Annotated in this window: 19 protein-coding genes; 3 read left to right on the plus strand and 16 right to left on the minus strand. The window is 71.3% G+C overall.

Going from position 1 to position 23,470, the window contains the following annotated elements; all coding sequences use genetic code 11:
• Positions 1-173: 173 nt before the first annotated feature.
• The gene (locus tag AQJ46_RS10300; protein ID WP_059205279.1) at positions 174-587 is read right to left on the minus strand and encodes a globin; all 414 of its coding nucleotides are present in this window, start codon (positions 585-587) and stop codon (positions 174-176) included.
• Positions 588-655: 68 nt separating this feature from the next.
• Here AQJ46_RS10300 and AQJ46_RS10305 point away from each other — a divergent pair, with 68 nt between their 5' ends.
• Entirely contained in the window at positions 656-1,636 is a 981-nt protein-coding gene (locus tag AQJ46_RS10305; protein ID WP_059205280.1) for a methyltransferase domain-containing protein, read from the plus strand.
• Positions 1,637-1,772: 136 nt separating this feature from the next.
• Here AQJ46_RS10305 and AQJ46_RS10310 read toward each other — a convergent pair whose 3' ends face one another.
• The 7 genes from AQJ46_RS10310 to AQJ46_RS10340 all read right to left on the minus strand — a co-directional run bounded on the left by AQJ46_RS10310 (position 1,773) and on the right by AQJ46_RS10340 (position 12,827).
• The gene (locus AQJ46_RS10310; protein WP_059205281.1) at positions 1,773-3,539 is read right to left on the minus strand and encodes an FHA domain-containing protein; all 1,767 of its coding nucleotides are present in this window, start codon (positions 3,537-3,539) and stop codon (positions 1,773-1,775) included.
• Between the two features lie 38 nt (positions 3,540-3,577).
• Positions 3,578-4,924: a vWA domain-containing protein gene (locus tag AQJ46_RS10315; RefSeq protein ID WP_059205282.1), complete on the minus strand. Its 1,347-nt coding sequence runs from the start codon at positions 4,922-4,924 to the stop codon at positions 3,578-3,580.
• Positions 4,925-5,034: 110 nt separating this feature from the next.
• Positions 5,035-6,336 carry a PP2C family serine/threonine-protein phosphatase gene (locus tag AQJ46_RS10320; RefSeq protein WP_057609551.1) on the minus strand — a complete coding sequence of 434 codons (1,302 nt, stop codon included), beginning with the start codon at positions 6,334-6,336 and terminating at the stop codon, positions 5,035-5,037.
• Complete coding sequence (locus tag AQJ46_RS10325) at positions 6,337-8,871, minus strand: serine/threonine-protein kinase (protein WP_059205283.1); 2,535 nt, start codon at positions 8,869-8,871, stop codon at positions 6,337-6,339.
• A 25-nt stretch (positions 8,872-8,896) separates the two neighbouring features.
• Entirely contained in the window at positions 8,897-10,228 is a 1,332-nt protein-coding gene (locus AQJ46_RS10330; protein ID WP_059205284.1) for a hypothetical protein, read from the minus strand.
• Between the two features lie 56 nt (positions 10,229-10,284).
• On the minus strand, positions 10,285-11,349 hold the full coding sequence (locus tag AQJ46_RS10335; protein WP_059205818.1) for a glutamate ABC transporter substrate-binding protein: 1,065 nt from the start codon (positions 11,347-11,349) through the stop codon (positions 10,285-10,287).
• A 14-nt stretch (positions 11,350-11,363) separates the two neighbouring features.
• On the minus strand, positions 11,364-12,827 hold the full coding sequence (locus tag AQJ46_RS10340) for a hypothetical protein (protein ID WP_079072211.1): 1,464 nt from the start codon (positions 12,825-12,827) through the stop codon (positions 11,364-11,366).
• 198 nt (positions 12,828-13,025) lie between these two features.
• Between AQJ46_RS10340 and AQJ46_RS10345 the strand changes: the two genes are divergently transcribed.
• Positions 13,026-13,616, plus strand: a complete 591-nt coding sequence (locus AQJ46_RS10345) for an AAA family ATPase (protein WP_225887292.1) — start codon at positions 13,026-13,028, stop codon at positions 13,614-13,616.
• On the opposite strand, the gene AQJ46_RS10350 is transcribed toward AQJ46_RS10345, so the two are convergent.
• From AQJ46_RS10350 to AQJ46_RS10385, 8 genes are all read right to left on the minus strand, one after another.
• Positions 13,604-14,575 carry an N-acetylglucosamine kinase gene (locus AQJ46_RS10350; RefSeq protein ID WP_059205287.1) on the minus strand — a complete coding sequence of 324 codons (972 nt, stop codon included), beginning with the start codon at positions 14,573-14,575 and terminating at the stop codon, positions 13,604-13,606. The genes AQJ46_RS10345 and AQJ46_RS10350 overlap by 13 nt on opposite strands.
• Positions 14,566-15,831: a 6-phospho-beta-glucosidase gene (locus AQJ46_RS10355; RefSeq protein ID WP_059205288.1), complete on the minus strand. Its 1,266-nt coding sequence runs from the start codon at positions 15,829-15,831 to the stop codon at positions 14,566-14,568. The genes AQJ46_RS10350 and AQJ46_RS10355 overlap by 10 nt, the downstream gene beginning before the upstream one ends.
• Before the next feature lie 6 nt (positions 15,832-15,837).
• Complete coding sequence (locus AQJ46_RS10360; protein WP_059205289.1) at positions 15,838-16,731, minus strand: carbohydrate ABC transporter permease; 894 nt, start codon at positions 16,729-16,731, stop codon at positions 15,838-15,840.
• Between the two features lie 2 nt (positions 16,732-16,733).
• Positions 16,734-17,675, minus strand: a complete 942-nt coding sequence (locus AQJ46_RS10365) for a carbohydrate ABC transporter permease (protein ID WP_057609544.1) — start codon at positions 17,673-17,675, stop codon at positions 16,734-16,736.
• A gap of 2 nt (positions 17,676-17,677) precedes the next feature.
• Positions 17,678-19,021 carry an ABC transporter substrate-binding protein gene (locus AQJ46_RS10370; protein ID WP_059205290.1) on the minus strand — a complete coding sequence of 448 codons (1,344 nt, stop codon included), beginning with the start codon at positions 19,019-19,021 and terminating at the stop codon, positions 17,678-17,680.
• A gap of 54 nt (positions 19,022-19,075) precedes the next feature.
• Entirely contained in the window at positions 19,076-20,269 is a 1,194-nt protein-coding gene (locus AQJ46_RS10375) for an ROK family transcriptional regulator (protein ID WP_057609542.1), read from the minus strand.
• Positions 20,270-20,471: 202 nt separating this feature from the next.
• On the minus strand, positions 20,472-21,308 hold the full coding sequence (locus AQJ46_RS10380; RefSeq protein WP_059205291.1) for a hypothetical protein: 837 nt from the start codon (positions 21,306-21,308) through the stop codon (positions 20,472-20,474).
• Between the two features lie 147 nt (positions 21,309-21,455).
• Entirely contained in the window at positions 21,456-22,565 is a 1,110-nt protein-coding gene (locus tag AQJ46_RS10385) for a mechanosensitive ion channel family protein (protein WP_059205292.1), read from the minus strand.
• 282 nt (positions 22,566-22,847) lie between these two features.
• On the opposite strand from AQJ46_RS10385, the gene AQJ46_RS10390 reads away from it, so the two are divergent.
• On the plus strand, positions 22,848-23,384 hold the full coding sequence (locus AQJ46_RS10390; protein ID WP_020116449.1) for an HNH endonuclease: 537 nt from the start codon (positions 22,848-22,850) through the stop codon (positions 23,382-23,384).
• Positions 23,385-23,470 lie beyond the last annotated feature (86 nt).

The following is a 23,470-nucleotide window of genomic DNA, read 5'->3' on the forward strand; positions in this document are numbered from 1 at the left end:
CCCCCGAACCCCGTCACCCGGCCCCCCGCCGTGTTGTGCAGATCTCCGGGCGAGGATGTCAGAGGTGGTGGTCAGGGGTAAGCGCTTGTAGCGCGGACTTGACCGGATTGTGACCGGAATCCGGTCATGGTCAACCGGAGAGCGACCGGAATCCGGCACTCAGTGAGTCGTGATCAGTCGGCGGTGTTCACCATCGAAGCGGCCGCGTACGTCAGGTAGTTCCACAGCGTGGTCTCGTGCTCCTCGGACAGGCCGAGGTCGTCGACGGCGTCCCGCATGTGCCTCAGCCACGCGTCGTGCGCCTCGCGATTGACGGCGAAGGGCGCATGGCGCATACGCAGGCGGGGGTGGCCGCGGTTGTCGCTGTACGTCGTGGGGCCGCCCCAGTACTGCATCAGGAACAGCGCGAGGCGCTCCTCGGCCGGGCCGAGGTCCTCCTCCGGGTACATGGGCCGCAGGACCGGGTCCTCGGCCACCCCCTCGTAGAAACGGTGGACGAGGCGGCGGAAGGTCTCCTCCCCGCCGACCTGCTCGTAGAAGGTCTGCGTCTGAAGCGTGCCGCGCCGGATCTCTTTCACGTCAACCATGGTCTCAGACAGGGTGGAGGAGGACTCAAGGCTTAGGACCTCCAGTGCTCAGGGTGCAGAGTGGAGGTATGGGCACGCACGCTCTCGACAGGGATCTCGCCGGACTCGCCGCGGCTGCGCGAGCCGCGCTGGTGCGGGCGATCGACACGAGCGGGGCCTGGGCCGCCGACCCGGTGTGGCGGGAGGCCTTCGAGGCGGTGCCCCGGCATCTGTTCGTGCCCTACTACTACGTGGGCGTCAGGGGAGGCTACGAACGGCGCTGGGGCGAGAGCCCTGACCCGCGTGCCCGGGAGAAGTGGGTGCGCGGTGCCTACGCCGACGCCCCGCTCGCCACCCGGCTGCGCGACGGCGAACTGGTCTCCTCCAGCAGTCAGCCCTCGCTGATGGCGATGATGCTGGTCGCCCTGCGGGTACGGGACGGCGACCGGGTCCTGGAGATCGGCGCCGGCACCGGCTACAACGCGGCCCTGCTCGCGCACCGGCTCGGCGACGACTGTGTCACCACCGTCGATCTGGAGCCGGAGATCACCGAGGCGGCGCGCAGGCATCTGGCGGCCGCCGGGTACCACCCCGCCGTCGTCACCGGCGACGGCGCGCGCGGGGTGCCCGAACGCGCCCCCTTCGACCGGATCGTCGCCACCTGCACCCTGTCGTCGGTGCCGGTCGCCTGGCTCGCCCAGTGCCGGCCCGGCGCACGGATCCTGAGCCCGCTCGCCACCGGGCTGATCGCCCTGACCGTCCGGGACGCCGGGCATGCGGAGGGGCGGTTCCTGCACACGCCCGCCTACTTCGTGCCGCTGCGCGGGGCGGACCGGCACGAAGAGGGGTTCGTCGAGTGGGGCGGGGTGCCGCGCCGGGCCCGGGAGAGCGAACTGTTCCGCTTCCTGCTGGCGTTGACCCGGGACACCCTCGAACCCCGGGAGGCGTACGCGCTGTGGGAGCGCGAGGGGCAGCCACGCCGTGAGCGGTACGGCATCACGGTCAGCGGAGAGCGGGAATGGGCGTGGCTGGACGACCCGGAGGGGCCGTACACGTGGCCCCTCCGGTGACGCGGCTGTTCGCCATGGCCTGTCCGGCGGATCATGCCGACGTCGCGGGGTCTGACACGCGCATCTGCGGCGTTGTCGTCACTCTCCCCCAAACAGGCACCGGTGCCTGAAGTCGGCCTGATCCGCCGGACAGGCCCTAGCCGCGGCGGATCGTGATCGTCGTCCAGGCGCCGACGTGCACCCGGTCGCCGTCCTGGAGCGGCACCGGCACGAAGGGCGTGATGGGCTCCTCGGCGCCGTTCACGGTGGTGCCGTTCGTCGAGTTCTGGTCGACGACCGCCCAGGAGCCGTCCGGCTGCTGGACCAGCACCGCGTGCTGGTGCGAGACACCCGGGTCCTCCGGCGGCACCGACAGGTCGACGTCGGGGGTGTCGCCGGTGGAGTGCCGGCGGCGGCCGATGGTGACCTGGTTGCCGGTGAGCGTGCGCTGCTGCTCGGGGGAGTACGCGGGCAGGTTCAGGCCCGCGGCCTCGGGGCCGGAGCGCTGCATCATCGCCAGGAAGTAATCGCGGTCCGGGCCGATGGTCGCCGTCCAGGTCGCCGGCTGCTGCGGGAAGGACGGGCCGGGGGGCGCGGGCGGGGCCTGGGTGGAGCCGGGCTGCGGGTAGCCGTAGCCGCCGGCGCCGGGGCCGCCAGGACCACCGGGACCGCCGCCGGGACCACCGGGAGCGGAGGAGGACGGCGGGGGAAGGACCCAGTCGTCGGCGCCGCCGCCGAAGGACTGGCCGCCCGGCTGGGGCCGGTTGGTCTCCTGCGGGAAGGCGGGCGGAGCGGATGCGCCCTGCGCCTGGAAGCCCTGCGGGGCGCCGCTCGTGGCACCGGGGCCGGCGGGCGGGGTCGGTCCGGGGGGCGGCGGGACCGGGCGGGAGGGGTCGGCACCGAAGTTCGGCGGACCGCCGGGGCCGCCGCCGGGGCGGGACGGGTCGCCGGGGAAGCCCTGCGGGCCACCGGGACCCGAGGGACCGGGTTGCGTGGGGTGGCCGCCGTAGCCCTGCGGACCGCCGGGGCCGGAGGGTCCGGGCGGGCCGGGCGGGGCCTGGGTGGGGCCGGGCTGCGGGTAGCCGTAGCCACCCGGTCCGGGGTTCCCGGGGCCGCCGGGGCGGGAGGAATCACCGGGGAAACCGGAGGGTCCGGGGCCGCCCTGCCGGGAGGGGTCGGAGGGGAAACCGGAGGGACCGGGTGCGCCGGGGCGTCCGGGGTCGCCCGGGTAGCCCTGCGGACCACCGGGGCCGGAGGGGCCGGGACCGCCGGGCCGCGACGGATCGCCGGGGAAACCGGAGGGGCCGGGGCCGCCAGGTCCGCGCGGGTAACCGGAAGGACCGGAGGGGCCGGGCGCGCCGGGGCCGCCGGGGCGCGCGGGGTCACCGGGGAAGCCGGACGGACTGCCGGGTCCACCCGGGCCGCCAGGACCGCCCGGGCCCGGACGGCCCGACGGTTCCGAGCCGAAGGGGATCGGTTCTGCGGGGCGGTTCACCTGGGACGGGCGGGAGCCCTGGTACTCGTACGAGTCACCGCCGCCGAAGGACGGACCGGGCCCCGCCTGCTGCTGGAAGTGCGAGGGCGGCCCGCCGGACCCGGCCGGCGGGCGCGGGGCGGCCGGGGTGTACGAGGTCGCCGTGTTGGTCAGGAAGTTCCACCGGCACTCCTCGCAGAAGGGCGCACCCCCCTCACGAGGGGTACGGCACTGCGGGCAGAGCTCCGGCTCGGCGTCCGGTACGGCGGACAGATGCGGATGTCCACCGGGCTGGCCCCCGGGACCGCCGGGCGGCGGGAAGCCGTATCCGCCTCCACCCGTACCGGGCGGCGGCGGAGGGGGCGGAGGTACGGCACCGGCCATGCGGTGACCGCAGACCTCGCACCAGTCGTCGGAACCCGACTGGTGTCCGTTCGGGCAGGTCGGCATGTCGGCGCTTCCCCCTCTCGGATCAGGGAACTACTACGTCACTTCTTTACACGAACAGTCTTTGTCGACCGGGTCTCGAGAGTCATCTCGTCGGCCTCCTCGACCTTCGCCTTCAGTCGCACAGTACCTGTCGTGGCGTCGACGACGTCGACCACCTTCGAAAGCAGTTTCGCAGTATCGGCGTTCCCGGAGTTGTTCGCGAGCTGGACGGCCCGGCCCAGTTTGGCCGTTGCTCCATCGATATCGCCCGCCTTGCGCAGATCGAGCCCTTGCTGGATGGCTTGTGCCAGTTCGGCCTGCCCGGTGTAGTGGGCGACTTGGGGGTTGATCGACGTCGAGGCGACCATGTCGTCGGTCCACACGGCCCTGACGAGACCCTGTGCGCCCAGGTTCTGCGTGGAGCCGTCGGGCTGCGGGACGACCAGGGAGACCCGGGCCGCGAGCATCTCCTGGCCGATGTTCGCGACCGGGACCTCGACGCAGACGTGGTAGTCACGGGACTCGTCTCCCCAGGAGCCGGTGGGGTAGTCCCCGGCACGCGGACCGGCCTCGGTGCGGCGGCCGGTGAGCTCCTCGACCGTGGGCGCGACCTGCTTGACGAACTTGATGGTGGTGCCGACCGGGGTCCACACCCTCAGGGCGACGTCCGCGACCTCCTTGCCCATGGCCGCCTCCATCATCTGCGTGAAGTCCGCGGCGAGGCCCGCCGGGTCGGCGACGATGTCGGAGGTGCCGAGCAGGGCGGAGGCGATCCCTGTGACTTCTTTCACTTCCCAGTCGGTGCCCACGCCCCGGGCGTCGCAGGTGAAGCGCCCCGCGCAGGCGTCGAGGGAGGCCTTGAGGTCCTCCGGCGACTCGTGTTCGTTGCGACCGTCGGTGAGCAGGATGCCGTGGCGGATGGCCACCTCCGCCGAGGACAGCAGCCGGTCGGCGAGGCGCAGCCAGGTGCCGATGGCCGTACCGCCGCCCGCGCTGAGCTTGCGCAGCGCCTGCTTGGCCTGATCACGGGTGGTGGCGTCGGCGACCGCGAGACGACCGTTGCCCGGATACACCTCCTTGGCCACGTGCGTGCCGCCGATCACCGCGAAGTGCACACCGTCGCGCAGGGTGTCGATGGCGGCGGCGGTGGCGTCGCGGGCGTTGCGCATCTTGGTGGGCGGGTAGTCCATGGAGCCCGAGCAGTCGACCATGAGCGCCACCGCGGCCGAGGGTCCCTGTTCCGCCGACCAGAGGTGCGGGGCCGCGACCGCGCTTCCGATCGTGCCGCCGCCGGTCGAGGTCACCGTGACGATCGCGTTGACCTCGCGGCCGCCCTCCGGCAGGTACTCGTTCTGGTAGACGTCCATCGAGAACTGCGGCGCGTTCGACTTCGAGAAATTGGCCATGCCTACTCAAATCCCCCTCGCGAACCCCACATCCGTGGGGCGATGACTGATTGCGGACCGGTCCCCTCCGGTCCGGCGATACTGCCGCGGCGCATTCCCCGTATGCGGCCTCAGGCCGATCCTGCCCCCTGCGGAGGGGTCGGGAACGGCACGACGGCCACTGTTACGTTGTCGTGGCCCCCGCCGTCCAGGGCGTGGCCGACCAGGACCCGTGCGGTGTGCAGCGGACGCGCGGCGGCGTCGGCCGGTACGGCCTCCGCCATCTCGTCGGCCGCCTCCGCGTAGTTCCACAGGCCGTCGGTGCACACCACCACCACACCAGGCCGGTCCGGCTTGAAGGAAGCGGTGTGCGGGTCGAGTTCGTAGGCGTCCGCGCCGAGCCAGCCGGTGATCGCGTGGGCGCGCTCGTCGGCGTACGCCTCGGCCTCGTTCATCAGGCCCGCGGCGACCATCTGGGCGGCCCAGGAGTCGTCCTCGGTGAGCCGGGCCGGGGGTGAACTGCGGTCGGTCGGCACCCAGTAGACCCGGCTGTCGCCGACCCAGCCGACGACCAGCAGGCTCGGGGTGACGATCGAGCCGACGATCGTGCACGCCGGGGCGTTCTGGTGCGGCTGGTGCTCGCGGGCCGTGGCGGGCTCCGCGGCGAGCGAGTTGACGGCGCGGGAGGCGGAGACGATCGCCTCGTGCATCGCCTGCTGGGGGTGTGTGCCCTGCGGCAGCGCGGCCAGCAGCGCGTCGGCCGCGGCCCGGGACGCGGCCAGGGAGGCGTCGTCGGGGCGGGTCGCGGAGGACACGCCGTCGCAGACGACCGCGAAGGTGGCCGGCGAGCCGTCGGGCAGCACGCTGGTGCCGAGGGTGAAGGCGTCCTCGTTGCGGTGGTGGCGCAGGCCGCGGTCGCTGACGGCGGCGATCGGACCGGCCTCCTGTTCCATGTGGTCGCGCTCACGCGGCTGGGCGTGCCCGCAGTTCTCGCAGTAGCCGTCGTCGTCGACCCGGCCCGCGCGGCAGGCCACGCACACTTTGGTGCCCTCGGCCGGGGTGGGCGGTCCCGCGGCCACCCGCGGGTCGGGCGCCTGCAGGACGTACTCGTCGGGCTCCGGCGAGCGGTCGAAGCGCACGCCGGAGACGGGGGAGACCGGCGAACCCACGACCGGCCCCGACGGAGGCAATGCGTGCTCGCCCGACTCGGTGCCCTGCAGGTCGGCCGGCAGATGGACCTCCGCCGGCGGGTGTGGGACCTCGGGCCAGGGGCCGCCGGGGGGCGCGCCGTTCATGGCGATGGTCGGGCTGTCGTCCGGCCGTGCCGGCACGGCGGACAGGTCGTATCCGCACGCACCGCAGAAACGGTCGCCCGATTCGAGCGGCCACTCGCAGCTGGGGCAGGCGGACAGCTGGGGCATCTGCGACATCAACTACACCCACGTCCGGGGGCGGTAACGGTTGGCTCGTTCCACCAGGTCGATCCTCTCCTCGCCGCCCTGCGCGAGCCGGGCCAGCGTGCGGTACGAACGCTCCAGGCCGAAGCGCAGTCCACGCTCGTCCAGTCCGCTGCCGAGCAGCGCCCGTCCCGCGGCGGCGGGGGCGACGGAGTCCTGGCCACCGGAGAGTATCCAGTCCAGGGCCGCGCCCAGCACCTCCGCAGACAGCTGCTCGCGGCGCGCCGGATCCAGACCGTACGCGTCCAGCGCCTCGACCTGCCCGGCGGCGGCGGTCAGGTCGTCCAGGAAGGGTACGTCGCCCGCGGTCGCGGTGCGTCCACGCAACCGCGCGCGGACGGCGGCCACGCGGGCGGCGGTGTAGTGGATGGAGGACTCCGGCACCGACTCCAGCGTGTTCACCGCTCCACGGTGGTCCCCGGTCGCGAGTTGCACACGCGCCAGGCCGAACGCGGAGCTCACATAGCTGGGGTCGGTCGACCAGACCAGGCGGTAGTACTCGGCGGCGTTGTCGAGCTGTCCGAGCACCTCCGCGCACAGGCCGAGGGCGAGCTTGGGGGCGGGTTCGCCGGGGAAGGCGTCATAGATCGCGTCGAAGGCGAGCGCGGCGGCCTCGTGGTCGCCGGTCACCAGGGCGGCGACGCCCCGGTACCAGACCACCCGCCAGTCGTCGGGCCGTTCCTCCTCCAGCCGCCGCAGCGACTCGTCCGCGGTGTGCGCGTCGCCGTTCTCCAGCCAGGCCCGCACCTGCCGCAGGCGGGTCTCCGCGGATGCCGCAGGCGCGGCCGCGAGGGCGCCGAGCAGCTCGGCGGGCGCGGTGGTCATGAGCCCGGCGAGGAAACCGGCGTTGGGGTCGGAGGGGTCGACGTGGGGGACGGGGAGCGCCAGGGCGGCCGCGGGGGCGTCGGCGGACTTGACGACGGCGGTGACGGCTCCGCCGCCGGGCCGCTCGGGACCCGGGGTGCCGACCGGAAGAGCAGCGGATGTGGGGGCGGCATTCTTGGGACTCCGCCGCCCGGCCGGAGGCACCCGCGTCCCCAGCCGTGACACCTCTCCGTCCAGCTTCGGGAACAACTCCGTGTCGGTGACGCGGACTTCGGGGCCGAAGAGCGTCGACAGGGAAGGCCTCGCACGGCCCGTCTGCAGCGAGACGACCTCGCGCAGGACCCCGGTCAGCTGTTCCGACATCTCCTGCGCGGAGGCGAAACGGCGGGCCGGATCCGGGTCGGTCGCCCGGACCAGCAACCGGTAGAACGACTCGTACTGGCGGAAGACCTCGATGTGGTCGGGGTCGGGCAGCGAGTCGACGAAGACGTTGGTGTAGCCCTGGAAGTCGAAGGTCAGCACCGCCAGAGTGCGGGCGACCGTGTACAGGTCGGAGGCGACCGACGGGCCCACGTCCGCGACCTCCGGAGCCTGGTAGCCCACCGTGCCGTAGATGGCCGACTCCTCGTCGTCCATCCTGCGCACCGCGCCCATGTCGATGAGCTTGAGCTGGTCCTCGGTCTGGATGGCGTTGTCGACCTTGAAGTCGCAGTACAGGAGGTTGCGGCTGTGGAGGTGGCCGAGCGCCTCCAGGGCCTCGATGCCGTACGCGCACGCCTGCTCGACGGGCAGCGGGTCCCGCTTCCCGCCGGTGGTGCGGCGGTCGTTGGCGATCTCCTTGAGCGACTTGCCGCCGACGTACTCCATGACGATGTAGCCGTCGAGCGAGCCGGTGCGCTGGTCGAGGTGTTCCACGAAGTTGTAGATCCGCACGATGTTGGCGTGCTCGATCTCCGCGAGGAAGCGCCGCTCGGAGATCGCGGCGGCCATCGCGTCCTGGTCGCCGGTGTCCAGCAGGCCCTTGAGGACCACCCAGCGGTCGGACACCGCGCGGTCCACGGCGAGGTAGACCCAGCCGAGGCCGCCGTGCGCCAGACAGCCCGCGACCTCGTACTGGCCGTGCACGACGTCACCGGACTTCAGCTTCGGCACGAACGAGTACGGGTGGCCGCACTTCGTGCAGAAGCCTTCCGTGCGCCCGGACTTCTCCCCACGTGAACGCCCCACCGGTGCCCCGCAGTCGGAGCGCGAGCAGAACCGCTTGCGCTCGGGCACCTCGGGGTTCTCCAGAACCATCTCGCGCGGGTCGGGCCGCGGCACCCCGGGCACCTCGACAAGGCCCGCTCCGAGCCGGCCGCGCCCGCTCGAACCGGTGCCGGAGCCGGAGCTGCGCACCGACACCGAACGGCCCGTGGACTTCCCCGACACCGAGCGCGACAGCCGTCCCGACACCGAGCGCCGGGACTTCGACGACTGCGAGGACATACGCGAGGAAGCGCGGCCGGTGGCGCGCGAAGTGCCGCTGCCCTGCGAGCCCCTGCCGGTGGACGCCGAGCCGGCCCGGCCTCCCTCGGCCGAGACGACCGGCGCGAGACCGCAGGTGTCGCAGTACAGCTCGCCGCCGCCCATGTCCTCGTACGTACCGTCGCAGCCGGGCCGCTGGCAGGGCTGCTGTTCCTGACTCATGACGTCGCCGCACCCCCTTGGTCACTCATGTTCCGGGCCCCCCACGGTCTTCGGGACCGCTCTGCTGCGGTACTCGCGGGGCTCCCAGCAGTTCGGCGGCCGCGTGCTGGTAGCGCAGCACGGCCTGTTCGGCGACCCGCAGGTCGCAGGGCGCGCTCCACAGCATCCGCCGGGCCGCGTCGTAGCGCTCGATGAGGAACGGGTCCTCGGCCAGTCCGTGCCGGGCGACCTTCGCCTTGTACGCGTCGAGACGGCCGCGCAGCTCCGCGCGGACCGCCAGCGGCGCGGTGACCGCGGTCAACGACTCGCGGGCGCGCAGCAGTTCGTCCTCCGCCTTCTCCTCCAGGGACTCCAGGAGCGGGGACAGGCGGTGCCACTGGGCGTGTCTGCGGTACTCGGCGGCCGTCGCCAGCTGCTCCTGCAGCACGGTCGGCGGTCCGCTGACGACCGGCACCTCCGTCGCGGCGATCTTCGCGAGGACCTCGCCGCGCGCGGTGCGGGCCTCGGCGAGCGTACGGTCCGCGCGGGAGAGCACGTCCCGCAGCTTGACCAGCCGGGCCTCCGCGTCCTGCCGGACGGTGAGCACGGCGTCGATCTCCCGGCGCACGTCGTCCAGGGCGCGCGCCTCACGGTCGTACGCCGTGGTGTCCGGCCTTCCGCCCCCGGGTGCCGAACTGCCCTGCGCCTGCCGCCAGAAGGCGAGCGGGTCGGAGATCACCTGCTCGCGCAGTGAGGTGAGCGCGCGGGTGATGCGCTCCAGGTCGTCGCCGGCCGGGTGTTCCCCGGGGCGCACGCCGACGGAGTGCGCGAGCCGGCGGGTGCGCTGGAGTTCGGCGGCCAGCAGATCTATCCGCGCGGGCAGCGCCGACCACACCGCGTCGGCGGCGACGACCATGTCCAGGCTCGACGCGTACAGGTCGTTCATCCGCTCGACGAGCGTCACCAGCGAGAACCGCTCGCTCAGCTTGCCCGAATTGCCGTGCAGGGTGGGCGCGTTGGCCGTGGCGGTCGCCGAGCCCGCGACGGTGACCGACTCGCCGCGCAGCAGCTCGGTCAGCTCCACCAGGTCCTCGCGGCTGGACCAGCGGCGGCGGGAGCGGATCTCGCGGGCCGAGCGCAACGCGTCCGAGTACGCGTCGAAGTACGCCCACAGCAGGGTGATCGAGGCGTCGGCGGACGTCCAGCGCTCCTTGGTGACGCCGGTGAGTTCGGCGCCCTCCAGGAGCCGGCGGCCCGCGTGGTCCTGCAGGGCGAGAAGCGAGGTCTCTATCGCCTCGTGCTCCGCGCCGAGCCGCGCCAGCGCACGGTCCACCTCGTCCCGGTCCATCACCGGCCCGGGGGGTCCCGTGACGCCCATCGATCACCTCTCGCTGCTGAAGGGTTACTGGGTGGTTGTCTGTCTTTGCGGATCCGTCAGTTCTTGCGCAGGTACTTCGGTGGCGGCGGCTCCGACTTCGCCGAGCTCTCGTTCAGTGTGGCCGACAGCCACCTGTCGTACGACGCCTGCCAGCCGTCGGTGGTGTCCTTGCGGTAGTCCACCAGGATCTGGTTGACCCGGCGTACCAGATCGTCGGCGTCGCTCCTCATCGCCACGCCGTAGTACTCGGTGGTGAAGGGGGAGCCCTTCAGTTCGACCGTGGGGTCCTGGGCGGCCTGGCTCGCGGCGAGCGCGCCGTCGGTGACCACGGCGTCGACCTCACCGAGCTGAAGCCTGACGAGACAGTCGAGTTGGTTGGGGACGGGGGGCGAGATGACCGCGGAGGAGACCAGCTCCTTCGCCTTCTTGGCGTCCACCAGCTCGGTGTTCGCCGTGGAGCCCTCCGCCGTGCAGATCCGCTGCTTCGCCAGCGTCCCGTTGTAGCCCGTGATGCCGGAGGACTTGGGGGCCAGGACCTGCTGGCCCGTCTTGAAGTACGGCGCGGAGAACGCCACCTGGCCCAGGCGGGTGCAGTTGATCGTCATCGTGCGGACGACCATGTCGACCCGGCCCGCCTGGATCGCCGGGATGCGCTGGTTGGTGGGGATCGCCTTGAACTGCACGGCGTTCGGGTCACCGAGGATGTCCTGCGCGATCCGGTGCACCAGGTCGATGTCGAAACCCTCCAGGTCGGCCGTCGGGCCGCCGTTGGGGTTGCGGTAGCCCCAGCGGTAGCTGTTCTGGTCGACGCCGACGATCAGCTTGCGCTTCTCGCCCTGCCGGGCCTTGATCTTGTCTATGGTCGGGCCGTCCGCGCTCGACGGGGACAGCGTCTGGTCCTCCGGGTGCGTCTTGATCGCCGGATTCGTACAGGGGCCGTCGTCCGCGACCTGATCGGCACGGGTCACGCCCGGCCCGCCGGTGCCCGTGCTGCCGTCGCCTTGCGACCGGGCCACCGGCAGGAGCAGCGCGAAGGCGAGCACCAGGCCGCAGACGACCGCCATCGCCCCGACACCGCCCCAGCCCTTGAGACCGGTCCGCACACGTCCGCGCATCCGCATCGTCACGCCCCCTCTCACCGGTACTCCGACAGCCTGCGCCCGATGCCCAGCACCGCGCCGGCCGCGCCGAGGACGGCCAGGACGGCGGCGCCCGCCGGCAGTCCGGTCATCGCGCCCAGGCCGTCACCGGCCGACCGCGCGAACTCCTTCTCCTCGTGGGTCAGGGCCTTGGCGAGGTTGTCGTCGACGCTGTCGAAGCACTCGCCCGTGGCGCCCTTGCCGCCTATGACCCGCTTCAGTGCCTCTTCGTAGTTGCCGTTGTCGTCCTGCGCGCGGGCCGCGGTGTGACGCTGCTTCCACACCGTCATGTTGCCCTCGGCTGCGATCACCGGCGTCTTGCCGCTGCTGTCGTCGGCGAGCTTCGACGCCTCCGCCAGGCCCTTGCCGAGGGTGTCCATGTCCTTGTCGAAGTCGAAGTCGTAGGCGTCGTAGGTGACGTCCACGCCCTGGGCGTTCTTCTTGGTGACCGTCTCGGCGCCGCGGGCCACAAGCGTGAGGTTTTCGTTGCCGCGGGCCTTGAGGGAGGCGATCCGCGCGTCGTGCAGCACGTTGAGCGAGCGCACTCCGTGGTCGTAGGAGTCGTTGAGCCCGGCGCGCGCGACGGTGTGGCCGACGACCAGCCACAGCAGCACCACGGTCGCCGTCGCGGTGGCCGCGACCAGGCCGTGGTTGAGAACCCGGTTGGTGCGCCGGTAGTTGCGGTGCTGGGCCCAGGCGAGCCCGGCGAGGGCCAGGACACCGAGGCCGATCGCGGCCCACGGGTAGGGCGTGGCGTCGGCGTAGTCGGCGCGCAGCCGCTGGTTCTCGCTGGTGTAGAGGTTCTGCGCCTTCGGGAGCATCTCCTCCTGCATCTTCTCGTTGGCGTACCGCAGATAGGCGCCGCCGACCGGGAAGCCCTGGCGGTTGTACGTACGGGCCCGCTCCACCAGGCCCTTGTACTCCGGCAGCAGGGTGTTGAGCTCGGCCACGGTCTTCGCGGCGGGCGAGTCCGGGTCGGAGTTCGAGGCCGCCTTGATCAGACCGGCCGCGGCCAGGTCGATGTCCTCCTCGTACTTCTTGCGGGAGTCGGCCGTCTCCTGGCCGCCGGCCAGGAAGCCGCTGGAGGCCGCGGTGTTGGCGTCGGCCAGATAGCGGTAGATGTCGGCGGCGGCGCTGCTGAGCGGCTGGCTCTTGTGCAGCACGTCGTCCGCCGCGGCGGCCCGCTCGTTGGTCTGCCACGCGGTCACCGCGCCGAAGAGGACGACGAGCAGGGCGAGCGCCGCGCCGATGATGCGCAGCCGGCCCGGTTCGGTGGTGGCGGCCGCGCGCACCTGGTCGAGACCTTCCGCGAAGGCCGTACGACGGGCGGGCGCCGCGGGGGCCTCCGGGGCGGGCGGGGGCGGTGGCTGGGCCGGGGGTCCCGGCTGCGGTGGTACGGCCGGGATCGTGGGCACGCCGGAACCCGGTGGTGCCGTGCTGCTCTTCGGCGGGTGTGTCACCGTTTGACCTCCCCCATGGTCATCCCTCGCCGCAAGTATCGCTGCCGGGACCGACATCCGCACCGGGCTTCACTGGATCTTGATCGAACCGCAGCGGATCGCCTGCGACGGCCCGGCCATCCCCCCGCACCACCCCTTGCCCATGAATACGCCAGGGGAATCGGTTCGGTTCCCCCGGGGGCGCGTAGGGTCGCCCTCGTGCGCGGGGTGCGAGTGGTGATGATCGGCGGAACGTCCCATACCGGCAAGTCCACGGTCGCCGGGGCGCTGGCCGACCGGCTCGGCTTCGAGCATCGGTCGACGGACCTGCTGGCGAGACATCCGGGGCGCCCCTGGCGCACGCCGGAGCGGGAGGTGCCGCCGCATGTGGCCGAGCACCACGCGACGCTCGCCGTCGACGAGTTGATCGACTCGGTCCTCGCCCACTACGCGCGGCTCTGGCCCCGTATCGAGGAGCTGGTCAGGACGCACGCCACCGGACCGGGCCTGGTCCTGGAGGGCTCGGCGCTCCGGCCGGAGCGGGTCGCCACGCTGGACGTGCCGCACACCGCCGCCGTATGGCTCACCGCTGACGAGGACGTCGTACGCGCCCGGATCCGTACGGCCGGGCGCTATGACGCGGCGACGCGGGAGGAATGGTTCCTGATGGACAAGTTCCTGGCCCGCAGCGTGCGTTACCAGTCGCTGACGGTGGAGGCCGTGGACCGGCTGGGGCCGGCCCGCGTCGACGCCGGGAAGGACAGGTCCGTCTCCGAGGTGGCCGACGCGGTGCTCGCTCAGGCCTCGTAGTACGCCCGCGTCCTCGCCTGGACCTCCGCGGACGCCCCGGCCCGGTCGAGGCCGAGGAGTGCCGCGCCCAGGACCGGACTCGCCGTCACCACCCGGGGGACGGCCTTCGGGGCGCGCGCGGCCAGGAGTTCCCGCACGCCGTCGTCCAGTTGGGGGTGCCGGGCGGCCAGGACGCTGCCGCCGAGCAGGACCGGTGTCTCCTCGTCGAGGAGGTCGAGGCGGGTCAGGGCCACCGTCGCCATGGACACCACCTCGTCGGCCAGGCGGTCGACGAGGGAGCGGGCCACCGGGTCGCCAGCGGCGGCCGTGGCGAAGAGCACCGGCGTCAGCTCGTGGCGGCGGGCGGGGGCGATGTCCTCCAGGTGCAGGGCCTCGATGAGGGCGTACATCGACGGCAGCCCGAAGTGCCGCGGGAGCACGCGCGCGAGGTCGGTGCCGACGCCCCGCCCGTCCTCCGCGCGGGCCGCGTGCCACAGGGCCTCCTCCGCGAGGCCCCAGCCGCCGCCCCAGTCGCCGGAGATCCGGCCGAGCGCGGGGAAGCGGGCGGTACGGCCGTCGGGGCGCATGCCGACGCAGTTGATGCCCGCGCCGCACACCACGGCGACCCCGCGCGGTTCGGTGACGCCGGCCCGCAGGATCGCGAAGGTGTCGTTGCGGACCTCCACCTCCACGCCCCACGCGCGCGCGTGCAGGGCGGCCGCCAACTGCTGCTCCTCGACGGGGAAGTCGGCGTTGGCCAGACAGGCCGAGACGTGGTCCACCGACCCGACCCCGGCTGCGGTGAACGCCTGTCCCACCGCGTCGGCGATCACGTCCACGGCCGCCTCGACGCCCACCACCGGCGGCCGGAAACCGCCGCCGCGGGCCGTGGCCAGGACGCTTCCGTCGGCCGCGACGACGGCGACGTCGGTCTTGCTGTTGCCCGCGTCGACGGCGAGGACACTTGCGGTCAGGCCCACGCGAGATGCTCCCGGTTGTGTGCGATCAGTCGGTCGGTGAGCCCCTCGGCGTACGCGTACTGGCCGACGAGGGGATGGGCGAGCAGCGCCTTGAAGACCCGGTCCCGGCCGCCGTGCAGGGCCGCCGTGAGCGCCAGGTCCTCGTACGCCGTCACGTTCGCCATCAGGCCCGCGTAGAGCGGGTCCACGGCGGGCACCGCCAGCGGGGTCGGCCCCTTCGGGCCCACCGCCGCCTGCACCTCGATCACCGCGTCGTCGGGCAGGAACGGCAGCGTGCCGCGGTTGAGGGTGTTGACCACCTGGTAGGGGCTGCCGCCCCCGCCGAGCAGCCCGGCGGCCAGGTCGACCGCCGCCTCCGAGTAGTAGGCGCCGCCCCGCTTGGCGAGCAGCTCCGGTTTCTCGTCCAGGGCCGGGTCGCCGTACATCGTGAGCAACTGCCGCTCCATCTCCGCCACTTCGGCGGCACGGGACGGTTTCGTGCCGAGTTCCCGTACGACCTCGTCGTGTGCGTAGAAGTAGCGCAGGTAGTACGACGGGACCACGCCGAGCCGGTCCAGCAGGGGGCGCGGCAGGTGCAGGTCGCCGGCGATGGCGTCGCCGTGCTCGGTGAGCAGCTCGGGCAGGGCGTCCTCGCCCTCCGGGCCGCCGAGCCGTACCGCGGTCTCCCAGGTGAGGTGGTTGAGGCCCACGTGGTCGAGGTGGATGTCGGAGGGGGTGACGCCGAGCAGCCCGGCGAACTTCCGCTGGAAGCCGATCGCCACGTTGCACAGCCCGACCGCCTTGTGCCCGGCCTGGAGGAGGGCGCGGGTGACGATCCCGACCGGGTTGGTGAAGTCGATGATCCAGGCGTCCGGGTTGGTGCGGCGGACGCGTTCGGCGATGTCGAGGACCACCGGGACCGTGCGCAGCGCCTTGGCGAGGCCGCCCGCGCCGGTCGTCTCCTGGCCGATGCAGCCGCACTCCAGGGGCCAGGTCTCGTCCTGCTGGCGGGCGGCCTGGCCGCCGACGCGGAGCTGGAGGAGCACCGCGTCGGCGCCTTCCACGCCCGCGTCCAGGTCGGACGTGGTGACGATACGGCCGTCATGGCCCTGCTTGGCGAAGATGCGCCGCGCGAGCCCGCCGACCAGCTCCAGGCGCTCGGCGGCCGGGTCGACCAGGACGAGTTCCTCGACGGGCAGGGTGTCCCGCAGGCGGGCGAAGCCGTCGATGAGTTCGGGGGTGTAGGTCGAGCCTCCGCCGACCACGGTGAGTTTCATGCCTGATTAACCCTTCACTCCGGTCAGCGTGACGCCCTCGACGAACGCCTTCTGCGCGAAGAAGAACACGAGGATCACGGGGGCCATGACCAGCACGGTCGCGGCCATGGTGAGGTTCCAGTCGGTGTGGTGCATGCCCTTGAATGACTCCAGGCCGTAGCTCAGCGTCCAGGCGTTCTGGTTCTCCGAGGCGTAGATCTGCGGGCCGAAGTAGTCGTTCCAGGCGTAGAAGAACTGGAAGAGGGCCACCGCGGCGATCCCGGGCTTCGCCATGGGGATCACGACCCGTATCAGGGTGCGGAAGTCGCCGCAGCCGTCGACCTTCGCCGCGTCCACGTACTCGTTCGGGATCGTCATCAGGAACTGCCGGAGCAGGAAGATCGAGAACGCGTCCCCGAACGCCATCGGGATGATCAGCGGCCACAGGGTGCCCGACAGCCCGAGCTGCTTCGCCCAGAACAGGTACATCGGGATGATGACGACCTGCGGCGGCAGCATCATCATCGAGATCACCAGCATCAGGGAGAGATTGCGGCCCCGGAAGCGGAACTTGGCCAGCGCGTACGCCACCGGGATCGACGACACGACCGTAAGGACTGTTCCCAGTCCCGCGTAGATCAGCGTGTTGCGCCACCAGGTCAGAAAGCCCGGGGTGTCGAAGACTCGTTGGTAGTTGCCCCATTCCCAGGTGTGCGGGATCAGGTCGCGGCTGAGGGCCTGGGTGTCGCTCATCAGCGAGGTCAGGAACACGAACACGAAGGGCAGCGTGAAGAAGAGGGCCGCGGCCAGGCCGAGGGAGTGGACCGCGACCCACTCCAGGGCGGCCTTGCGCCGGGCGGTGCGCTCGGCGGGGGAGGCCGGGGTCTTCAACTCCACCGGCCGGTCCAGTACTTGGGTCATGGTCAGTCACCTGCCTGGATGAGGCCGCCCCGGCGCCGCATCAGGAACGCGGTGAACACCATCGACAGGGCGAAGAGGACGAGGGCGACGACACACGCGGAGCCGTAGTCGAAGCGCTGGAAGCCGAGGTTGTAGACGAGCTGGGGGAGGGTCAGCGTGGACTTCTCCGGATAGCCGGGCTCGAACTGCGTGCCCGCCCCCTGGATCACCCCCGAGGCGACCTTTCCGGCGATGAGTGGCTGTGTGTAGTACTGCATCGTCTGGATCACGCCGGTGACCACGGCGAACATCACGATCGGCGAGATGTTGGGAAGGGTGACGAACCGGAACCGCTGCCACGCCGACGCCCCGTCCAGCTCCGCGGCCTCGTACTGCTCCTGCGGCACGTCGAGCAGCGCGGCCATGAAGATGACCATCAGGTCGCCGATGCCCCACAGGGCGAGCAGGGTGAGGGCCGGCTTCGACCAGGTGGGGTCGTTGAACCAGCCGGGGGCCGGGATGCCGACCTTCTCCAGGACCGAGTTCACCGGTCCCGTACCGGGGTTGAGGAGGAACGCGAAGGCCATGGTGGCCGCGACGGGCGGGGCCAGATACGGCAGGTAGAAGAGCGTCCGGAAGACGCCGGTGCCCGTCTTGATCTTCGTGATGAGCAGGCCGACCCCGAGGCCGAAGACGACCCGGAGGGAGACCATCACCACGACCAGCCACAGGGTGTTGCGCAGGGCCGGCCAGAAGTAGGGGTAGTGCTCGAAGACGTAGGTCCAGTTCTTCGTCCCGCTCCAGGTCGGCGGCTTGAAGCCGTCGTAGTGCATGAACGAGAAGTAGACGGTCGAGAGCAGCGGATAGGCGAAGAAGACCGTGAAGCCGATCAACCAGGGCGACATGAAGGCGGCCGTGCGAAGCGCCGACCTGCGGCGCTTCGACGCCAGTGTGACGGTGCTCATCGCTACTTCGCCTGCGCGATGTCCGTGTCGATCTGCCGGGCCGTGTCGGCGAGGCCCTTGTCCAGGTCGGTGGCCTTGCCGCTCTCGTAGTCGTAGCCGAAATTCTGGATCGTGGCGAGGTAGACACCGCCGTTGATCGACGCCGGGGACGAGGACGAGTTCGGGTTCGCCGCGATGTCCAGGAACGTCTTGAAGCGCGGGTCGTACTTCAGCTTCGGCGACTTGAGGGCGGCCAGTGTGGACGGCACGTTGTGGATGTCGTTCGAGAAGCCGACGACCGCGTCCGTGTCCGTGGTGATGTACTTGACGAACTCCCAGGCCGCGTTCTGCTTGGTGCTGTTCGCGGCGATGCCGGCGATCGTGCCGGTGATGTAGCCCTTGCCGTACTGGTCCGCCTGGTCGTCGGGGACGGGCAGCGGGGCGACACCGATCTCGAAGCCGGGCTTGGCGTCCACGGCCATGCCCAGCCGCCACTCACCGTCGAGCTGCATGGCGACCTGGCCGGTCTGGAACGGGTGCTTGGGGCCCCACTCGTCGCCCAGCGTGGCGCGGAACTTCTCCAGCTTCTGGAAGCCGCCGAGGTCACCGACGAGCTTCTTCTGGAGGGTGAACGCCGCCTTGAACGCGGGGTCCTTCGCGACGTTCGACTTGCCGCTGGAGTCGAAGTACTTCGGCGAGAACTGGCCGAGGTAGTGCTCGGTCGTCGTCTCCCAGCCGTGGTAGTTCGGCATGAAACCGAGCTGCTTGTACGTGCTGCCCTGCGTGATCGTCAGCTTCTTGGCGTCCGCCTCGAACTGGGACCAGGTCTTGGGCGGCGAGGTGATGCCGGCCTTCTCGAACGCCGTCTTGTTGTAGTAGAGCCCGTACGCGTCGCCCAGCAGCGGCACGGCACAGCGGTCGCCGTCGAACTGCGTGTACTCGTTCATCGCGGCCGGGAAGGTCTTCTCCGGGTCGACGCCCGACTTCTTGAAGAACGGGTTGAGGTCGACCAGCGCACCCGAGGAGCAGAACTTGCCCACGTTGTTCGTGGTGAACGACGAGATGACGTCCGGGGCCTTGCCGCCGCCCGTGCGCAGCGCCTGGTTGATCTTGTCGTCGGTCATGTTGCCGACGACGTTGACGTGGATGTTGGGGTGGGCCTTCTCGAAACCGGCGACCAGCGTCTTCACGGCCTTGACCTCGGAGTCCGCGCTCCAGGCGTGCCAGAAGTTGATGGTCGTCTCCTTCGAGGCGTCGTCCTCGGCGCCGGAGGAGGACTGACCGGTACAGGCGGTGGTGACGAGCACCGCGGACACGGTCAGGGCAAAGGCCGCCTTTCGGGCGACTGAGGGTATGGCTGTGCGCATGACGGGATCTCCCAGGGACGGGACGGCGTGGAAGAGGGGGGTGGGTACGGGGGTTCAGCGTGAGGTGTCGAAGACCTCGTCGCGGGTGGCCGCGAGCGCGCTCTCCAGCGCGCCGCGCAGCACGGGGTGTTCATGGACGTCGCCGACGACCAGCCGGGGGCGGGAGGCTGCCAGTTCCTCCAGCTCGGCCTGGACGAGGGCGCGCAGGGTGTCGCCGCCGGCGGTGAGCGAGGCGCCGCTGAGGACGACGAGTTCGGGGTCGAGGACGGAGACGAGGGAGGCGAGACCGGTGGCCAGGCGGGTGGCGTAGGTCTCCAGGAGCAGCCGGTTCAGGACGGTGTCCTCGGTGGCGGCACGCTCGACGAGGGCGGCGGCGACCTCGGCGTACGGCCCCGAGGGGATGTCCGTCATGCCGAGCTCACGGGCGAGGTGGGGGATGGCCTGGGAGCCCGCAAGCTCCTGATAGCCACCACTGTTGGCTTTCCTCACCTGCCGCACCAGGGGTGCTCCGGGAACCGGCAGGAAACCTACCTCGCCCGCGCCGCCGGTCCAGCCGCGGTGCAGCCGTCCGCCGAGGACCAGGGCGGCACCGAGACCGCCCTCGTTCCACAGCAGCACGAAGTCCTCGTGCCCGCGGGCCGCCCCGAGCCGTTGTTCGGCGACGGCCACGAGGTTGACGTCGTTCTCGTACTCGACCGGCATGGGCAGGGCGGCGGCGAGTTCGCCGAGGAGGGCGGGGGTGTGCCAGCCCGGCAGGTGGGAGGCGTAGCGGAGCCGGCCCGTGCCCGGGTCGAAGGCGCCCGGGGTGCCGATGACGAGCCGGTGGACGTCGCCGCGGGCCAGCCCCGCCGCCTTGACCGCCCCGTCGAGGGCGTCGGTGACCTGCTGGACGACGGGCTGGGCGGGTCGGCGTCCCGGGGTCGGCAGTGCGAAGGAGCCGACGGTGCGCCCGGTGATGTCGGCGACCGCGGCGAGGATGCGTTCGGGGGTGACGTCGAGCCCGGCGGCGTACGCGGCGGTCGGGTCGACCTCGTACAGCTGGGCGTTGGGACCGGGCCTGCCCTCGGTGGTACCGGTGGCGAGGACGAGGCCCGACGCCTCCAGGCGGGCCAGGAGCTGGGACGCGGTCGGCTTGGAGAGGCCGGTGAGCTTGCCGATCCGCGTTCGGGAGAGGGGGCCGTGCTCCAGCAGGAGGTCGAGCGCGGCACGGTCGTTCATGGCGCGGAGTGTGCGTGGTGTGCCTGCCATGGGTGCCCCTCTCCGTGACTGCCGGACGACTGTACTGTCCGGCGACTGTTAGGAAGGTTTCCTATCGGATGCACGGAACATAGGTCTGGACCACCTGTCCGTCAAGAGGGGAACGACAAACCGCCCCCGCAGGAAACGGAGTCGTTACCTGCGGGGGCGGTCGAGGGTGATCGAGAGGCGATCGAGAGGCGGGAGTGAGCGCCTACCTGACGTCGATGTAGTCGCCGGCGGCCGTCGCCGAGCCGGTGGTGGTCGTCCCCGCGAAGACGTAGCGGTAGTAGCCGTCCTTGGTGGCCTTCGTCGTCGTCTTCAGCGCGCCTCCGGTCCCGGAGGTCACCGTCTTGACGGTGGTGTAGCTGGTGGCGCTCTTGGCCCGGAACTGAAGGGTGGCCTTCTGGGTGGTGTAACCCGTGTACGTGCCGGTCTCCCAGTTGGCCCGGGTCAGCTTGCCGGTGACCGTGATGGTCCCGCCCTTCTTCACCGGCTCGGGCGACGCGTTGACGGTGAGTCTGGCGGCGCGCTTGATCTGGACGCCGCTGCCGAGGGGGCCCCAGGCGTCGTAGTCGTAGCCGAGGTGGATGTGGCCGTCGGAGTCGTCGTCGTCCTGGTCGATCTTGCTGTAGAGGCCGGCAGCCTTCCAGGTGGTGGCGTCCGAGGCCGAGTACAGGTTCTCGGGGTCGAGCGCCAGGGTCTCCTTGCACGACTCGGTGACGGTGGTGTCCGTCGTCGCGGTCGTGGTGCAGGTGGGCGCGTCCTCGGGGTCGATCTCGTTCGCCATCCTGCTGAGCGTGCCCCGGTAGAGCAGGATGCCGGCGAAGGTGGTCTTGTAGTCGACCGTCAGGTCGGAGGGGCGGGTGAGCGTGTACGTCACCGGCACCTTCACGGTGGCGGCGGTGCCGACGACGACCGCCTTGCCGCTGTTGACCGTGACGGCGGAGAAGACCAGGTCGGGCGAGTCGGCCGCGGACGCGGCGGGCGCGACCAGACCGGTCAGTGCCAGGGCACCGGACGCGGCGATGCCTATGGCGAGCTTTCTCATGTGTTTCCCCACATTCGAAGCGGGCCCCTGGGCGTTGCGCTCCAGAACAAGGGCCCGCTGTGGGGGCGACGCTAGACGATCACATCCGTGACCGGAACGTGGGGGTCACGTGAAGACGGTGAGAGTTCGCTGCTTCACCGCCGACCGCTACTTCGCCGCCGGCCGCTGCGCCACCCCCGGTGCCGGCGCGAGCGGGGAGGCCGCCGCGGCCTGCGGGGACTCGGAGTTGGAGAAGACCGACGGTGCTGCGACCGCCGCGGTCGGGTCGGCGGCCTCCTCCTCGGCGAGGACGGCCGCGCCGCCGACGATGCGGATGTCCGCCTCGTCGAAGGCGCGCTTGATGCGCCAGCGCAGTTCACGCTCGACCGTGAGGGACTTGCCGGGCATCGTCTTGGCGGAGACCCGCACGACCATGGAGTCCAGCAGGACGCTGTCCAGGCCGAGGACCTCGATCGGGCTCCACAGGAGCTCGTTCCAGGGCTCCTCCTTGCTCATCTTCTCGGCGACCTCGCTCAGCACCCGCTTCACCTTGTCGAGGTCCTCGGAGGCCCGCACGGTCACGTCCACACCGGCCGTCGCCCAGCCCTGGGAGAGGTTGCCGATGCGCTTGACCTCGCCGTTGCGGACGTACCAGATCTCGCCGTTGTCGCCGCGGAGCTTGGTCACCCTCAGGCCGACCTCGATGACCTCGCCGGAGGCCACGCCCGCGTCGATGGTGTCGCCGACGCCGTACTGGTCCTCCAGGATCATGAACACGCCGGAGAGGAAGTCCGTGACGAGGTTGCGGGCGCCGAATCCGATCGCCACACCCGCGACACCGGCCGACGCGAGCAGCGGGGCCAGGTTGATCTCGAAGGCGCCCAGGACCATCAGGGCGGCGGTGCCCATGATGATGAAACTCGCCACCGAGCGCAGCACCGAGCCGATGGCCTGCGAGCGCTGCCGGCGGCGCTCGTTGTTGACGAGGAGGCCCCCGATCGCGGTGCCGTCGACCGCCTGGGCGGTGCGGTTCATCCGGTCTATGAGCTTGGTGATGGCCCGCCGCACGACCAGTCTCAGCACCCCGGCGATCACCAGGATCAGCAGGACCCGCAGACTGATCGCCAGCCAGGTCGACCAGTTCTGCTCGACCCAGCTCGCGGCGTTCGTCGCGCTCTCCTGGGCGTCCTGGAGACTCGGCACGGCCGGCGTCGAGGTGTCCGAGGGGGACGGCGACGGCGACGGACTCGCGGCCAGTAGGACGGCGGACAAGGACACGGCAGGTACCTCCAGGTGCTGCGTCTGCCTTCCGGTAGGGCGGTCAAGGTCACGAAAAGGTCACCGGTAAAGCAGGCTCACCACACTAACGGTGCATCGTGTGTGGATCGTTGCAATGTCCGGGGGAGAGACGGCTCTCACCTGGGGATGAAGAAAGGTGTGGTCGAAAACACTCCCAGCCCGTTACCGGCACATGGTGGCGTTTCTCCCGGTCGAGAGGGGAGACTGACCTCAGTTCGTCCCGGCGCGAGCCACGCGCCGCCGACGCCCAAGGAGGCATCCGTGCCGCATGTCCTGGTACTCAACGCGTCGTACGAGCCCCTCGGCGTCGTACCGCTCCGTCGCGCGCTCGTCCTCGTCCTGGAGAACAAGGCGGTCTCCCTCGAGGAATCCGGCGCCTTCATGCACAGCGCGACCGTCACAGTCCCCGCACCCAGCGTGGTCCGGCTCAAGCGATTCGTCCGGGTTCCCTATCGGGGGCCCGTTCCTCTCACCCGCAGGGCGCTCTTCGCCCGCGACGGGGGCCGGTGCATGTACTGCGGTGGCGTCGCAACCAGCGTCGACCACGTCATCCCGCGCAGCCGCGGGGGCAAGCACGTCTGGGACAACGTGGTGGCGTCCTGCCGGCGCTGCAACCATGTGAAGGCCGACCGGCATCTGTTCGAGATCGGCTGGCGGCTGCGCCACAAACCCGCCCCGCCCACCGGTCTGGCCTGGCGCATCATCGGCACCGGGCACAGGGACCCACGCTGGCTGCCGTACTTGCAACCGTACGGCGCCGAAGACGCCATGGCCCGGATCGACGGCATCTCTGCCTGACGACGATCCGGGCTTTTGTGTTGCCGCACGCGGCAGGGTTCCGGCCCAGGAGGCCCCCCGTACCTCCTGGACCGGAAGATCACCGG

It is taken from the genome of Streptomyces canus (genome assembly GCF_001514145.1).
In the GTDB taxonomy this organism is placed as follows: Bacteria; Actinomycetota; Actinomycetes; order Streptomycetales; family Streptomycetaceae; genus Streptomyces; species Streptomyces canus.